The sequence below is a fragment of the Lentzea aerocolonigenes genome (assembly GCF_000974445.1).
Taxonomy (GTDB): Bacteria; Actinomycetota; Actinomycetes; order Mycobacteriales; family Pseudonocardiaceae; genus Lentzea; species Lentzea aerocolonigenes.
The window spans coordinates 94,880-107,697 of the sequence record NZ_BBOJ01000005.1 but is presented as its reverse complement, the minus strand read 5'-3'; the positions used below and the strand labels follow the sequence as shown (position 1 = coordinate 107,697).

General features: G+C 68.6%; 16 protein-coding genes. 6 read left to right on the top strand and 10 right to left on the bottom strand.

All coding sequences use genetic code 11. The features are described from left to right. Positions 1 to 990 carry an FAD-binding oxidoreductase gene (locus tag AOM45_RS11220; RefSeq protein ID WP_051783277.1) on the bottom strand — a complete coding sequence of 330 codons (990 nt, stop codon included), beginning with the start codon at positions 988 to 990 and terminating at the stop codon, positions 1 to 3. 70 nt (positions 991 to 1,060) lie between these two features. On the opposite strand from AOM45_RS11220, the gene AOM45_RS11215 reads away from it, so the two are divergent. The 3 genes from AOM45_RS11215 to AOM45_RS11205 all read left to right on the top strand — a co-directional run bounded on the left by AOM45_RS11215 (position 1,061) and on the right by AOM45_RS11205 (position 3,929). Further along, positions 1,061 to 1,948 (top strand): LysR family transcriptional regulator, encoded by an 888-nt coding sequence (locus AOM45_RS11215; protein ID WP_051783279.1) that lies wholly within the window; start codon positions 1,061 to 1,063, stop codon positions 1,946 to 1,948. 318 nt (positions 1,949 to 2,266) lie between these two features. Next, positions 2,267 to 3,448 (top strand): elongation factor Tu, encoded by a 1,182-nt coding sequence (gene tuf / locus AOM45_RS11210; RefSeq protein WP_030467446.1) that lies wholly within the window; start codon positions 2,267 to 2,269, stop codon positions 3,446 to 3,448. A 67-nt stretch (positions 3,449 to 3,515) separates the two neighbouring features. Next, positions 3,516 to 3,929 (top strand): hypothetical protein, encoded by a 414-nt coding sequence (locus tag AOM45_RS11205; protein WP_201779934.1) that lies wholly within the window; start codon positions 3,516 to 3,518, stop codon positions 3,927 to 3,929. On the opposite strand, the gene AOM45_RS11200 is transcribed toward AOM45_RS11205, so the two are convergent. The 6 genes from AOM45_RS11200 to AOM45_RS11175 are packed head-to-tail and all read right to left on the bottom strand — an operon-like array spanning position 3,921 to position 8,481. Next, positions 3,921 to 4,232, bottom strand: coding sequence for a DUF6766 family protein (locus tag AOM45_RS11200; protein ID WP_051783281.1), 312 nt, complete (start codon positions 4,230 to 4,232; stop codon positions 3,921 to 3,923). The genes AOM45_RS11205 and AOM45_RS11200 overlap by 9 nt on opposite strands. Positions 4,233 to 4,259: 27 nt before the next feature. After that, the gene (locus AOM45_RS11195) at positions 4,260 to 5,210 is read right to left on the bottom strand and encodes a TIGR03557 family F420-dependent LLM class oxidoreductase (protein ID WP_030467449.1); all 951 of its coding nucleotides are present in this window, start codon (positions 5,208 to 5,210) and stop codon (positions 4,260 to 4,262) included. After that, on the bottom strand, positions 5,207 to 6,964 hold the full coding sequence (locus AOM45_RS11190) for a thiamine pyrophosphate-requiring protein (RefSeq protein ID WP_030467450.1): 1,758 nt from the start codon (positions 6,962 to 6,964) through the stop codon (positions 5,207 to 5,209). The genes AOM45_RS11195 and AOM45_RS11190 overlap by 4 nt, the downstream gene beginning before the upstream one ends. Then, positions 6,961 to 7,683 carry a metallophosphoesterase family protein gene (locus tag AOM45_RS11185; RefSeq protein ID WP_030467451.1) on the bottom strand — a complete coding sequence of 241 codons (723 nt, stop codon included), beginning with the start codon at positions 7,681 to 7,683 and terminating at the stop codon, positions 6,961 to 6,963. Before AOM45_RS11185 ends, AOM45_RS11190 begins: the two co-directional genes overlap by 4 nt. Next, positions 7,680 to 7,928 carry a hypothetical protein gene (locus AOM45_RS11180; RefSeq protein WP_030467452.1) on the bottom strand — a complete coding sequence of 83 codons (249 nt, stop codon included), beginning with the start codon at positions 7,926 to 7,928 and terminating at the stop codon, positions 7,680 to 7,682. The genes AOM45_RS11185 and AOM45_RS11180 overlap by 4 nt, the downstream gene beginning before the upstream one ends. Then, on the bottom strand, positions 7,891 to 8,481 hold the full coding sequence (locus AOM45_RS11175; RefSeq protein WP_030467453.1) for a nucleotidyltransferase family protein: 591 nt from the start codon (positions 8,479 to 8,481) through the stop codon (positions 7,891 to 7,893). The genes AOM45_RS11180 and AOM45_RS11175 overlap by 38 nt, the downstream gene beginning before the upstream one ends. A gap of 96 nt (positions 8,482 to 8,577) precedes the next feature. On the opposite strand from AOM45_RS11175, the gene AOM45_RS11170 reads away from it, so the two are divergent. Next, positions 8,578 to 8,805 (top strand): zinc-ribbon domain-containing protein, encoded by a 228-nt coding sequence (locus AOM45_RS11170; RefSeq protein ID WP_030467454.1) that lies wholly within the window; start codon positions 8,578 to 8,580, stop codon positions 8,803 to 8,805. A 61-nt stretch (positions 8,806 to 8,866) separates the two neighbouring features. Here the strand turns inward: AOM45_RS11170 and AOM45_RS11165 are convergent, their stop codons facing one another. Further along, positions 8,867 to 9,451, bottom strand: coding sequence for a DUF998 domain-containing protein (locus AOM45_RS11165; protein WP_035910115.1), 585 nt, complete (start codon positions 9,449 to 9,451; stop codon positions 8,867 to 8,869). 133 nt (positions 9,452 to 9,584) lie between these two features. Here AOM45_RS11165 and AOM45_RS11160 point away from each other — a divergent pair, with 133 nt between their 5' ends. Together AOM45_RS11160 and AOM45_RS49375 are read left to right on the top strand one after the other, a co-directional pair. Then, positions 9,585 to 10,268: an SRPBCC family protein gene (locus AOM45_RS11160; RefSeq protein WP_030467456.1), complete on the top strand. Its 684-nt coding sequence runs from the start codon at positions 9,585 to 9,587 to the stop codon at positions 10,266 to 10,268. Further along, complete coding sequence (locus AOM45_RS49375; protein WP_030467457.1) at positions 10,265 to 11,089, top strand: alpha/beta fold hydrolase; 825 nt, start codon at positions 10,265 to 10,267, stop codon at positions 11,087 to 11,089. Before AOM45_RS11160 ends, AOM45_RS49375 begins: the two co-directional genes overlap by 4 nt. On the opposite strand, the gene AOM45_RS11150 is transcribed toward AOM45_RS49375, so the two are convergent. Next, entirely contained in the window at positions 10,999 to 12,204 is a 1,206-nt protein-coding gene (locus tag AOM45_RS11150) for an MFS transporter (protein ID WP_051783282.1), read from the bottom strand. The genes AOM45_RS49375 and AOM45_RS11150 overlap by 91 nt on opposite strands. Before the next feature lie 28 nt (positions 12,205 to 12,232). Further along, the gene (locus tag AOM45_RS11145; protein ID WP_051783284.1) at positions 12,233 to 12,811 is read right to left on the bottom strand and encodes a Pr6Pr family membrane protein; all 579 of its coding nucleotides are present in this window, start codon (positions 12,809 to 12,811) and stop codon (positions 12,233 to 12,235) included. Between the last annotated feature and the right edge of the window lie 7 nt (positions 12,812 to 12,818).

Below are 12,818 nucleotides of genomic sequence, written 5' to 3'. Positions count from 1 at the left end.
TCAGCCTACGGCGTAACGGAAATTCCGCGACCGTCCGACCACGAACGGCCGCACCTCGTCGAACACCTCTTCCAGCTGCTCCTCCACCCCGAGCCGAGGCGCGAGCAGCTTGATCAGATGGGTGGCGCCGGTGTTCAAAGCTCCGCCGAGCGGGAGCACGCCGAGGAACATCGAGGCGCCAGCGGCTTTCTCGCGCAGGCGGTGCAGAGCGTCCAGCGGCAGGTCGCCGAGCAGCACGTTGTCGCCCTGGTAGGCGTGCGGCGGCAGTGGTTTGCCCGCGGCCTGCGCGAACGGCCTGAGGCCGAACTCGTCGGTCAGCCTCGGTGCGACGCGGAGGTGCTCGACGTCGAACGGCCTCGTGCTCGCGAACGTCACCCGCACCACCTCGCCGAGGGTCGTGAGCGTGGGCGTGACGTGATCCGGCAGGTCCCACGCGTGGAACGCGTCGAACACGGTTTCCGCGTGCTGAACGTCGAAGAACATCTCGCCCGCGTGGACGTCGCCCGCCTCGACGAGCTCGAACTCCAGCGCGATGACGACCTCGCCGACCTTCTCCGTCGCGCGGACGCGGTCGCTCGCGAACCCGAACTCACGCGCCAGCACGCTGAACCCGCCGCCGAGCGTGTAGCCGACGACACCGACGTCGCTCGCGTCGCCGCTGAGCGGGACGAGCCCGTGCGGTGCGGCTTTCTCGATCACCTGCTGCCAGACCGCGCCCGCTTCCGCCCGCGCGATTCTCGTGGCCGGGTCGACCTCGACGCCGTTCATGCGCCTGGTCGAGATGAGGACGCCGGTGGTCGGCGCGGTCAGGCCGTGGCCGGTGGTCTGGATCGCGTACTCGAGGCCGTGGGTCTCGGCGTGGTCGACGGCTTTCCGCACGTCGTCGGCGTTCTCCACGGCGAAGACCACCTGCGGCTCGTGCCGGAGCCCGGTCTGGAAGCCGCTGCGTTCGTCGTCGTAACCGATGTCGCCGGGATGGAAGATCTGCATGTCTTCAGCGTGGTTGAGCTGTGGCTATATGTCCAAGATCTAGTTGTGCTCGCCCCTATAATTGATGGTTATGGAGCTTCGGCAGCTGGAGTACTTCGTCGCGGTCGTCGAGGAAGCCTCGTTCACGCGCGCGGCCGAACGGGTGCACGTCGCGCAGCCCGGTGTCAGCGCGCAGATCCGGCGGCTGGAACGGGAGCTGGGCCACGACCTGCTGGACCGGTCGGGACGCACCGTCACGGTCACCGAGGTCGGCGCCGCGGTGCTGCCGCTGGCGCGAGCCGCGTTGCGGTCGGTGGAGTCGGCGAAGCGGACGGTCGAGGAGATGGCCGGGCTGGTGCGCGGTGTCGTGCGGGTCGGGATGGTCGTGTCGTGCGGGATCATGGACCTGCCGGAGCTGCTGTCGTCGTTCCACGCGCTGCACCCCGGCGTGGAGATCACGTTGGCGGAGGCCAACTCCGATGCGCTGATCTCGTCCCTTGTGGACGGTTCGCTGGACTTCGCCCTGATCGGGTACGCCGGTGATGCGCCGACGGGACTGTCGGTGCGGGTCCTGGCCGACGAACCGCTCGTGGCCGCGGTCGCTCCCGGTGATCCTTGGCACGGAAGGGAATCCGTTCCGCTGGACGAGCTGCTGGAGCGCGGGCTGATCAGCCTGCCGCCGGGCACCGGGTTGCGCGGCGCGTTGGAAGAGGCCTGTGGTGCCCGCCGCCCGCGCATCGCGTTCGAGGCGTCCGCACCAGCGATGGTGATCACGCTGGCGCAACGCGGGCTCGGACCGGCGATCCTGGCGTCGTCGATGACCGAAGGCCTGCACGCCGTGCGGATCACCGACCCGTCACCGCGCGGCCGGCTCGCCTTCGCGTGGCGCACGGAAGGCCCGCACAGCCCCGCCGCGCGAGCGCTGATCCGGCTGTGTTCGATGGCCGCTCCTCCGGAGACGGCGGCGAGTTCGCCTTGAAGTCGGTCATCCGGCCGAATCGCTCGCGCCGAATTGGGCTTCGCCGAATTCGGCGCGAGCGGTTGACCGGATGACCGACGCGAACTCGCGGAAATACAGGTGACAGCGGACTAGGCCCCTGTCACGATCATCGGCATGTTCCTGACGGCTGAGCACAACACGTTCGCAGGTGTTCCTGCGGGCGCGCTCGCCGTTGCCTCGGCACAGCTGGCCGGCGCCCGACTCTGACCCTTCTCCAGTCCGCTCCTTCAGGACCACTGGAGGAGGGTTGTAGCGGTCCACAGGTTCTGAACTCCGCCAGCCACGAGGACGAAGGAAATGAAGCAGGAGTTCGTGCGCGCCAAGCCGCACCTCAACATCGGCACCATGGGCCACGTCGACCACGGGAAGACGACCCTCACCGCGGCCATCACCAAGGTTCTGTCCGAAATGGACCCTTCGGGCACGACCTTCACGGCGTTCGACCGCATCGACCGCGCGCCGGAGGAGCTGGCCCGCGGCATCACGATCAACATCGCGCACGTCGAGTACGAGACGCCGACGCGTCACTACGCGCACGTCGACATGCCCGGCCACGCCGACTACGTGAAGAACATGATCACGGGTGCGGCGCAGCTGGACGGCGCGATCCTCGTGGTGTCCGCGGAGGACGGCACGATGCCGCAAACGCGTGAGCACGTCGTGCTGGCGCATCGGGTGGGCGTGCCGCACGTGGTGGTGGCGCTGAACAAGGCCGACGCGGTGAGCGACCCGGAGCTGCTCGACCTGGTGGAGCTGGAGATCCGCGACCTGCTCTCCCAGTACGGCTTCGACGGCGATGCCACACCGGTCGTGCGGGTGTCCGGCCTGCGCGCGTTGCAGGGCGACCCGGTGTGGGTGAAGTCCGTGGTCTCGTTGCTGGAGGCCGTGGACGAGCACATCCCGGTGCCGGAGCGGGACGTCACCGGACCGTTCCTGATGCCGATCGAGAACGTCCTGACCATCACCGGTCGCGGCACGGTCGTGACCGGTGCGGTGGAACGCGGCGTGCTCGGCGTCGGCGACGCGGTCGAGGTGCTCGGTCTCGGCGCGGCCGTGTCGAGTGTCGCCACGGGCATCGAGACGTTCGGCAAGCCCATGCGGCAGGCCCAGGCGGGAGACAACGCCGCGGTGCTGCTGCGGGGCGTGAAGCGCGGCGAGGTCCGGCGCGGCCAGGTCCTGGCCCTGCCGGGCAGCGTGGCGCCGCACACCCGGTTCCGCGCGTCGGTGTACCTGCTGTCCCACGCGGAGGGCGGCCGGCACACCGGTATCACGTCGAACTACCGCCCGCAGTTCCACTTCCGCACCGGCGACGTCGTCGGCGTGGTGGAGCTCGACAGGACGCTGGCCCTGCCAGGTGACACCGTCGAGGTCACGGTGGAGCTGGGCAAGGCGGTGGCGATGGACACCGGGCTGGGCTTCGCGATTCGCGAGGGCGGCAAGACCGTGGGTGCCGGCACGGTCGGCGAGATCCTCGCCTAGGCGGCGGTTGACGGCCCGAGAAGGTGGTCGCGCTGCCTGAAGAGGCGCGGCGGAGCAGACTCCGGGGATGAACCGAGCCCTGGAGCTGTTCCGCCGCGCTGCTCAGACCGACGACGCCGCCGCGATGCGCGAGGGCGTCGAGCTCCTGTTCGGTCAGCTCGACGCGCAGTCCGAGTACGAGCTGCGGTCACCTGACTACGTGATGGAGATGCCGCAGTCCGGCGAACGCGTCCGGGGGCGGGACAACATGCTCGCCATGCAGAGCAGCTTCCCGAAACCGCCGGCCATCACGCTCAGGCGGGTGGTGGGCTCCGGCCGGTTCTGGGTCGTCGAGGGCATCAACGACTACGGCGACGAGATCTGGCACGTCATCGTCGTGTGGGAGCTCGACGTCGACGGGCGGATCCTGCGCGACACCCGGTACTACTCGCAGAAGTTCGACGCGCCCGAATGGCGTTCGCAGTGGGTCGAGCTAGCCTGACTCGTCGCTCACCGAGTGCGCCGCGCCCACCGGCTTCGACTCGGACGATCCGCGCTCACGCAGGTAGACGCTGAGAATCGCTATCGACGCGATCGCGAGGAACTCGGACTGCCAGTTCTCCACGACGTCGACCAGGAAGTCGGCGGAGAACAGGTACGAGCCAAGGGTCTCCAGGGGTTGACCCAGCGCAGCCTGACGCTCGTTGTAGTCGGCGTGCCCGGCGAAGAACTGGCCTACCAGCGCCGCGAGGAACAAACCGGCGAAAACGAGCGTCAGGCTGTGCTCGCGCAGGAATCTCCTCATAGGACCGGGTGCCCTGCGCTCCCGCCGTCAAACATCGAGCAGCGGCGTGACCTCCTTGGCCCAGAACTCGAAGAACTCCTGCTGGTTCTTGCCGATCTGCTGCACGTAGACCTCGTCGAACCCGGCGTCGGCGAACTCCTTGATCTTCTCTGCGTACCGCTGGGGATCCGGTCCGCACGGGATCGACGAACCGATCATCTCCGGCGTGACGAGCTCCGAGGCCTGCTCGAAGTGCTTCGGCGTCGGCAGCACCTGGGCCAGCTCACCGGGCAGGCCGTCGTTGGGCCACAAGCGGTGCGCGGTGGCGACAGCGTCCTCTTCGGCCTCGCCGTAGCAGACCTTGAGCCCGCTCTGCGCCGGTCCGCGACCGCCCTCGGCGCGGTACTTCTTCACCAGGTCGCCGGCCGGGCCGACGCAGACGTAGCCGTCACCGCAGCGGGCCGCGAGCTCGACCGCCTTCGGGCCGAACGCGGACACGTAGATCGGCACCGGGCGTTCGGGCGCGGTGTAGACGCGCGCGTTCTCCACGGTGTAATGCTTGCCGTGGTGGGTGACCTCGTCGCCCTGGTGCAGCGTGCGAATGAGGCCGATCGCCTCCTCCAGCATCTCCAGCCGCACGTCCGCGGACGGCCAGTGGTCGCCCAGCACGTGCTCGTTCAACGCCTCACCGCTGCCCACGCCGAGCGTGAAACGGCCCTCGGTCTGCACCGCCGCGGTGGCCGCGGCCTGAGCGATGACCGCCGGGTGGATGCGGACGGTCGGGCACGTCACGGCCGTCGTGATGGGCAGCGACACCGCCTCGGACAACGCGCCGATCGTGCCCCACACGAACGGCGACTGGCCCTGCTCGTCGTTCCACGGGTGGTAGTGGTCGGAGATCCACAACGCCTCGAAGCCGTGCTCTTCGGCCATCTTCGCGTGCCGGACCAGCTCACGAGGTCCGTGTTCTTCCGAGGAAAGGAAATAGCCCAGCTTCACGGCAGGAACTCCTGAATCTTGGTCTGCAGGCCGCGGCGCAGCACCTCCCAGGCATCGGGATCGCCGCGCAGCACCGCCTCGGTCATGTCCTTGATCTGGTCGAACGTCGCGTGCGGCGGGATCGGCGGCACGTTCGGGTCGCAGCGCACGTCGAGCACGGTCGAGCCCTCGAACGCGAGCGCCGTCTCCCACGCCGTGCCGAGCTGGTTCGGGTCGTTGACCTCGATGCCCTGCAAGCCGATCGAACGCGCGTAGGCCGCGTACGACACGTCCGGGAGCGACTGCGACTCATCGAACTTCGGCGCGCCACCCATCGCGCGCAGCTCCCACGTGACCTGGTTGAGGTCGTTGTTGTGGAACACGCACACGACGCACCGGATGCCGTAACGGCGCAGCGTCAACAACTCCGCCATGCCGTTCATCTGCATCGCGCCGTCACCGACCAACGCGATCAGCGGCCGGTTCGGTTGGGCGAACGCGGCGCCCAGCGCGTACGGGACAGCGCAGCCCATCGTGGCCAACGTGCCGGACAACGACGACCGCACGCCCTCCTTGATCCGCAGCAGCCGGGCGTACCAGTTGGTCGCGGAACCGGAGTCGGCGGTGACGATCGCGTTGGCGGGCAGGCGTTTCGACAGCTCGGAGACGATCCGCATCGGGTTGACCGGGTCGGCGGGCACCTGCGCCTGCCGTTCCACGACCTCCCACCAGCGCTCGACGTTCGACTCGATCGTGTTGCGCCACGAACGGTCGGTCTTGCGCTCCAGCAACGGGATCAGCGAGCGCAACGTCTCCCGCGCGTCGCCGACGAGGTTGACCTCGGTCGGGTAGCGCATGCCGATCGCCCGGCCGTCGACGTCGATCTGCACACCGCGCGCCTTGCCGTACTGGGGAAGGAACTGCGAGTACGGGAAGTTCGAGCCGACGATCAGCAGCCGGTCGCAGTCGCGCATCAGCTCGTACGACGGCCTGGTGCCGAGCAACCCGATCGAGCCCGTCACGTACGGCAGGTCGTCGGGCAGCACGTCCTTGCCCAGCAACGCCTTCGCGACGCCGGCGCCGAGCAGGTCCGCCACCTCGCGCACCTCGGCGGCCGCCCCGCGAGCGCCCTGGCCGATCAGGATCGCGACCTTCTCACCGGTGTTCAGCACGTCGGCCGCACGCCGCACCTCGTCGTTCGCCGGCACGACGCACGACGACGGCCGGGACGGCGGGCTCGACGGGATGTACTTGAACTCGTGCTTGGGCGGCTCGTACTCCTGCTCCTGCACGTCGTTCGGGATGATCACCACGGCCGGTGCGCGGTCGGCCTGGGCCGTGCGCATCGCCCGGTCCAGCGCGTTGGGCAGCTGTTCCGGCACCGTCACGTCGACGAGGTACGAGGCGACGTCGCGGAACAGCGAGTGGAGGTCGACCTCCTGCTGGTAGCTGCCGCCCTGCGCGGTGCGGGCGGTCTGGCCGACGATCGCGACGACCGGCACGTGGTCGAGCTTCGCGTCGTACAGGCCGTTGAGCAGGTGGATCGCGCCGGGCCCCGACGTCGCGAGGCACACGCCGACGTCGCCGCTGAACTTGGCGTAGCCGACTGCGGCGAACGCGGCCATCTCCTCGTGGCGGGTCTGGATGAACCTCGGATCGTTGTCCGCCTTGCCGAACGCCGCCACGATTCCGTTGATGCCGTCACCGGGATACGCGAACACCTGCTCGACTCCCCAGTCGCGCAGGCGTTGCACGATGAAGTCCCCCACGGTCATGAGTGGCTTCCTTCCAACACGTAGACCGTGTACGCGGTGCGGATGATGGGCTGAGCGACGTTGCGGACCCGGACCCCGCCGGGCGTCATGCCCTGCTCGGTGCCGAAGTGCGCGTGGCCGTGCACCGCGAGATGCGTGCCGGTCGCGTCGATCGCCTCGCCGAGCAGGTAGGAGCCGAGGAACGGGTAGATCTCCGGCGGCTCACCGCGCAACGTGTCCGGCACGGGCGCGTAGTGCGTCAGCGCGACCTTGATGTCGGTGTCCAGTTCGGACAGTGCGCCTTCGAGGTTCTCCGCGATGTCACAGGTGTGCTGGATGAACGCCTTCATCTCGCGCTCGCCGAACGCGCTCCCGCACTTGCCCGCGAACCCTCCGCCGAAGCCCTTCACGCCCGCGACACCGATCGAGCAGCCGTTCACGCGGTGGGTGAACGTCGTGCCCTCCAGCACGTGGATGCCCTTGTCCTCCAAGGTCTTCGTGACCTCGAGCGGCTTGTCGTCGTGGTGGTCGTGGTTGCCGAGCACGGCGACGACCGGCACCGGCAGGTCCGCGAACTCGTCCGCGACCACCTGCGCCTCGCTCACCGTGCCGTGCCGGGTGAGATCACCGGCCAGCAACAGGATGTCGGCGTGCTCGCCGACCTTCTCCAGCGCGGGCCGCAGCCGGCCTCGCATGTCCTCGCCGAGGTGCACGTCCCCGACAGCGGCGACCCGGATCATCGGAGGTCCTCCTCACCGTCCGGCTCACCGGCCGGGGTCACCCGGACGTCGTTGAAGATCGTGAGTTCTGGCGCGGCCTCGTGCAGCACCTCTTCCAGCGCGGCCCGGCGGTCGGCGCACGCCACGTCGCCGGACAGCATCACGTGATCACCCCGAACCGTGATCCGCACGCCGAGCTCGGCCGTTCTGGGATCCTCCGCCACCGCCCTACGCAGATTTGCCGCCAGGTACTGCTCGGAACTCATGGCCCCTCCCGATGATGTCCAGGCGTTCGATGAGCACCAGGAACGCTTCGGCGTACGGCGAGTGCTTGGTCTCCTCGCGCACCTGCTCCCAGTCGATCTGTTCTCTCAGCGCGCGGGCGAACGGCAGCAGCTCGCTGAAGTCGCAGCGGTGCCCGTCCAGCACGAGCAACTTGCTGCTCAGCACGAACGTCGCGGGCATCACCGGCAACATCACGGAACCGACCGGCATCTCCTCGGCCATCGCGAGGGTCTCGTCGGTGACGGGCCGCTCGTTCGGCCGGAACAGCAGGTCCACCAACGAATCACCGTCGTAGACCTTGAGCAGCCAGTCCTCAGGAGGCTCCGCAGCACGCAACCCGCGCTGCACCAGCACCCGCACGGCCTCGGCGGCGTCCTGCTCGCGCACCAGGAGGTCGACGTCGTGCTCGCTCGCCGGACCACCACGCGCGTAGCCGGCGCACCCGCCCGTGAGGGCGAACGGGATCTCCGCGCTGCGCAGGGCGTTGGCGACTTTGGTCAACGTCCGCAGCAGTTCGTCCTGCACGTCGCTCATGCAGTCCCGGTTACCCGGCCTGTCGCGGAGTGAACCTCAGGCGCAACGCGAACCGGACTTCACACGTCAAAGAGACAGCCGACCAAAGGAGCGCAGATGGTGATTTTCGGCTGGCGAACCACGATCGAGCAGCTGAGGATGCTGACGCTGGTGTGCGGGCACTGCCACCACCAGGCCGCGCACAACCTCTTCCGTCGCTACACGAAGCCGACGATCTTCTTCATCCCGCTGTTCACCATCAGCAGCAGGTACGGCCTGCAGTGCACGTTCTGCGGTGTCTCCTACGACATCAGCAAGATGCACGCGCATCAGCTCGTCGGCTGACGGCAGGCCTCACATCCGGGCGCGTCCTCGTCGGTGGTGACGCGCCCGCACTCCGGGCAGATCAGCTCGAGAAGGCAGGCCGGTTCAGCTTCAGGGACACGACCGAGGTCCACAGCCAGCCGATCGTCGCCACGACGTAGAGCAGCACGGTGCCCGAAGGGTTGCCCAGGAACGCCATCGGCACCATCAGGAGCACGCCCGTCAGGCCGCTCATCACCGCCAGCCATCCTCCGAGCCTACGCGCGAACACGAAGCACGCGCCGATCCAGCCGATCATGGCCAGGCCGAACGCCACCGCGTGCAGCGCGCCGTGCCACGACATCGACGCCGGCGGGCCCTCCGGTGCTCCCGCGGGGAAGCCCAGGCCCGGGTCGGCGACGAACACGCCGCCGAGGATCATCCCCACACCCATGAGCCCGATCAGGCGCGCGCCCCACTTCGTGTGCTTCGCCATGCCCGTGGCGGCGATGACGAACAGGGCACCGCTCACGATGAAGTTGGCGATCTGGATCCAGCCCAGCGAGCCGAGGCTGAGCATGCTGAACGGGTGCCGCGACGGGTCGAAGCCCTCGCGGGTGAAGGCCTGGGCGTAGCCGGTGACGAGGTAGAGCGGGCCGGCGACGACGCCGCACGCGATGCGGGACATGGGTTCCTCCTGAGGTTGTGGCGAGAACGGAACCACCGACAAGTTTTTTTGTCAAGACTAGAGAGACTGTCTTGACGAATGGAATCGTCGGCGGCAGGATGGGACCATCCACGAACCAGACAGGAGCGAGCTGATGGGCCACGCGTTCGAGAGCACAGACGACATCGAGGTGCCGGCCTCGGTCGAGGACGTCTGGACGGCCATCGCGACGGGGCCGGGCATCGACTCGTGGTTCATGGGCCGCAACGAGGTCGCGAACGGCCAGGTCAAGATGGCGTTCGGCGGGTACCAGCCGACGAGCGAGATCACCGCGTCCGAACCGCCGCACCGCTTCGCCTACAACAGCGGTGAGGCGCCCGACGGCAGGTTCATCGCCTACGAGTTCCTCGTCGAGGGCCGCGAGCACGGCAGCACCGTGCTGCGGATGGTCACGAGCGGCTTCCTGCCCGGCGACGACTGGGCCGACGAGTTCGAGGCCATGACGCTGGGCGGCGCGCTGTTCCGGAGCACGCTGAGCGAGTACCTGCACCACTTCGCCGGCCGCACGGCCCGTCCGCTGACGGTCTTCGGGCCGATGGTCAGCGACTGGGACGAGGCCTGGAAGAAGCTCGACGCGGCGCTGGCCGACAAGCTCCCGGACGCCGTCGAGTACCACCGCAACGCCCACACGCTCGGTCTGCGCACCGACAAGGGCATGTACCGCTTCATGCGCGGGTTCTTCGGCCCGTTCATCGCCGCGCACCACGTCTTCGAGGGCACCGAGTCCGAGCAGGACTGGCAGAGCTTCCTCGACACCACCCTGGGAGAGCAGAAATGACGCGCTTCACGACCTCGGCCGACGGCACGGAGATCGCCTACTCGGTCACCGGTTCAGGACCGGCGCTGGTCCTCGTGGACGGCGCGATGTGCCACCGGATGTTCGGCCCGTCGACCGAGCTGGCGTCCGTGCTGGACAAGAACTTCACCGTCTACACCTACGACCGGCGCGGCCGCGGCGAGACCGGCGACGGCGCCACGCCGTGGTCGCTCCAGAACGAGATCGACGACCTCGACGCGCTGGTGAAGGAGGCCGGCGGCAGCGCGTTCGTGTTCGGGCAGTCCTCCGGCGCGGTGCTGGCGCTGGAGGCGGCGACGAAGCTGCCGACCATCACCCGGCTCGCGCTCTACGAGCTGCCCATGGTCGTGGACGACACGTACACCCCGCGCCCAGCCGACGTCGTGGCCACGATGGACGGACTCATCGCGCGTGGCGAGCGTTCCGCCGCGGTGACGATGTTCATGAAGATGGTCGGCGTGCCCGGCATCGGTCTCGCGATCATGAAGCTGACCCCGGTGTGGAAGAAGCTCAAGCTGGTCGCGCACACCCTGCCGTGGGACCTGCGCCTCCTCGGCGACGACGGCCGCGGCGAGCCGTTGCCCGCGAACCGCTGGAACATCAAGGTGCCGACGCTCGTCATGAACGGCGGCAAGAGCCCCGAGTACCTGCGCAACACGATGAAGAACGTCGCGGAGGTCCTCGGGGACGTCGAGTACCAGGAGCTGCCGGGTCAGACGCACATGCTCAAGGCGTCGGCCGCGGCACCGGTGCTGGTGGAGTTCTTCTCGCGGGCCCAGCGCACCGCGGGTCCCATCGCGTAACCGGCCACGACGAACAGCCCGCCGACCGCGAGCCACCCGAGCGAGCCCCAGCCGAGGACGACGGTGGTGAGCAGCGCGGGGCCGACCATGCGCGCGACTGCCGTTCCGGTCGCGAAGAAGCCCTGGTACTGGCCCTGCCGGTCGGCGGGCGCGAGGGAGAAGCTGATCTCCCACGCCCCGGAGGCGAGCATCATCTCGCCGAGCACCTGCAACGCGGCGGCGACGATCAGCAACGCCGCGCCCTTCCACGCGCCGAGGCTGAACGCCGTCACCGCGAAGACCGCGCAGGACGCGAGCATGATCAGTCCGGCGTGCCGCACGAGCCTGGACGCGGAGCCGAGACCGTTGGCACGCTTGGCGATCCGGACCTGGAACAGCACGACGGCGGCCGTGTTGAGCACCAGCAGCGCGGCGGCGAGCCACGTCGGCGCCTCGGTCCGCTGCACGATCCACAGCGGGATGATCAGGCTCAGCAGCGGCATGTAGAGCAGCATCACGGCGTTGATCAACGTGATCAGGGCGTACGGGCGGTCCTTCAGCACGTCGAACTTGCCCTTGGCGCGGGTCATCACGGTCTCCGGCAGCGTGCTCAGGATCGCGGCCGCGGCGACGAAGCTGAGGGCGTCGAGCACGAACACGGCCGTGTAGGCGGTCTCGGTGCCGAGGTGCAGTGCGAACCCACCTGCCGCGGCGCCGATCGCGATGCCCGCGTTGGCCGTGGACTGGATGCGGGCGCGGGCTCGGGTGCGTTCCTCCGGCGTCGTGAGCCCGGCGAGGAGTGCCTGCCTGGAGGCCTGCAGCCCGCTCTGGAAGCTCGCGTACAGGCACATGACCAGCACGAACACCGCGAAGTGCCGGGTGAAGAGCAGGACCCCGATGCTCACCGCCGTCGCCGCGGCCAGCACGACGGCGGTGGTGCGCGGGCCGAGCCGGTCGGCGACGTGGCCGAGGGCGACGCCCGCGACGGCACCCACGCCCCACGCGAGGGTCAGCGCGAGGCCGACCCGTGCCGCGCTCAGGCCGACGATCTGGGTGAAGTACAACGCCGAAACGACGAGGAACCCGCCGTCACCGATGGAGTTCGTCAGCTGTGCGTACGCGAGTCGCCTGGTCATGACTCTGACCGTAAGGCGATTATTGGCCCTAGTCGTGGGACAAGACTGCGCCGCTTCTTTGGGCCAATTTGGTGCCGATCCACGACACGGCGTACGCCAGCGCGGCGATGATCACCGCGACGAACACGCAGCTCAGGAGAACCTCGCCGGACCCGTTCTGGCGCGGGTCGAGGAACGGGTACGGGTACCAATCGACGATCGGGCCCCTCACCAACGTGTACGTCAGGTAGGTAAGAGGGAAGGCCAACCAGGTCCACGCCCGTGTGGTGCGTTCCGGCGCGAGGAGCCACTCCACCACTACGAGAACCGGGACGACGACGTGCAGCACCCAGTTCGCGTAAGCAGGTGTCTGCACGTCGACCCCACGCAGCAGCAGCGCGTAGACGATGCCCGTTGTGGTCATGTAGAGCACGGCCGCGCCCCTGATCTGCGCCGACACCGGGCTGAACACTCCCAGCAGGGCCACCACGCCGGCGAAGACATTCGAGAGCACGGTGAAGTAGCTGAAGTGGTTGGCCGGGTTGAACCGGTCCCCCAGCGCCACGATCAGGTAGACCTCTGCCGAAAGAACCAGCAGGAACACGGCCATCCGCAGCAGCTTGATCACGCACGAA

Coding starts and splice junctions, on each gene's coding strand:
- AOM45_RS11185 (WP_030467451.1), bottom strand. CDS start 7,683: ATGATCCGGGTCGCCGCTGTCGGGGACGTGCACCTCGGCGAGGACATG.
- tuf (WP_030467446.1), top strand. CDS start 2,267: ATGAAGCAGGAGTTCGTGCGCGCCAAGCCGCACCTCAACATCGGCACC.
- AOM45_RS11165 (WP_035910115.1), bottom strand. CDS start 9,451: ATGTCCCGCATCGCGTGCGGCGTCGTCGCCGGCCCGCTCTACCTCGTC.
- AOM45_RS49375 (WP_030467457.1), top strand. CDS start 10,265: ATGACGCGCTTCACGACCTCGGCCGACGGCACGGAGATCGCCTACTCG.
- AOM45_RS11215 (WP_051783279.1), top strand. CDS start 1,061: ATGGAGCTTCGGCAGCTGGAGTACTTCGTCGCGGTCGTCGAGGAAGCC.
- AOM45_RS11150 (WP_051783282.1), bottom strand. CDS start 12,204: ATGACCAGGCGACTCGCGTACGCACAGCTGACGAACTCCATCGGTGAC.
- AOM45_RS11190 (WP_030467450.1), bottom strand. CDS start 6,964: ATGACCGTGGGGGACTTCATCGTGCAACGCCTGCGCGACTGGGGAGTC.
- AOM45_RS11170 (WP_030467454.1), top strand. CDS start 8,578: ATGGTGATTTTCGGCTGGCGAACCACGATCGAGCAGCTGAGGATGCTG.
- AOM45_RS11205 (WP_201779934.1), top strand. CDS start 3,516: ATGAACCGAGCCCTGGAGCTGTTCCGCCGCGCTGCTCAGACCGACGAC.
- AOM45_RS11200 (WP_051783281.1), bottom strand. CDS start 4,232: ATGAGGAGATTCCTGCGCGAGCACAGCCTGACGCTCGTTTTCGCCGGT.
- AOM45_RS11220 (WP_051783277.1), bottom strand. CDS start 990: ATGCAGATCTTCCATCCCGGCGACATCGGTTACGACGACGAACGCAGC.
- AOM45_RS11160 (WP_030467456.1), top strand. CDS start 9,585: ATGGGCCACGCGTTCGAGAGCACAGACGACATCGAGGTGCCGGCCTCG.
- AOM45_RS11175 (WP_030467453.1), bottom strand. CDS start 8,481: ATGAGCGACGTGCAGGACGAACTGCTGCGGACGTTGACCAAAGTCGCC.
- AOM45_RS11180 (WP_030467452.1), bottom strand. CDS start 7,928: ATGAGTTCCGAGCAGTACCTGGCGGCAAATCTGCGTAGGGCGGTGGCG.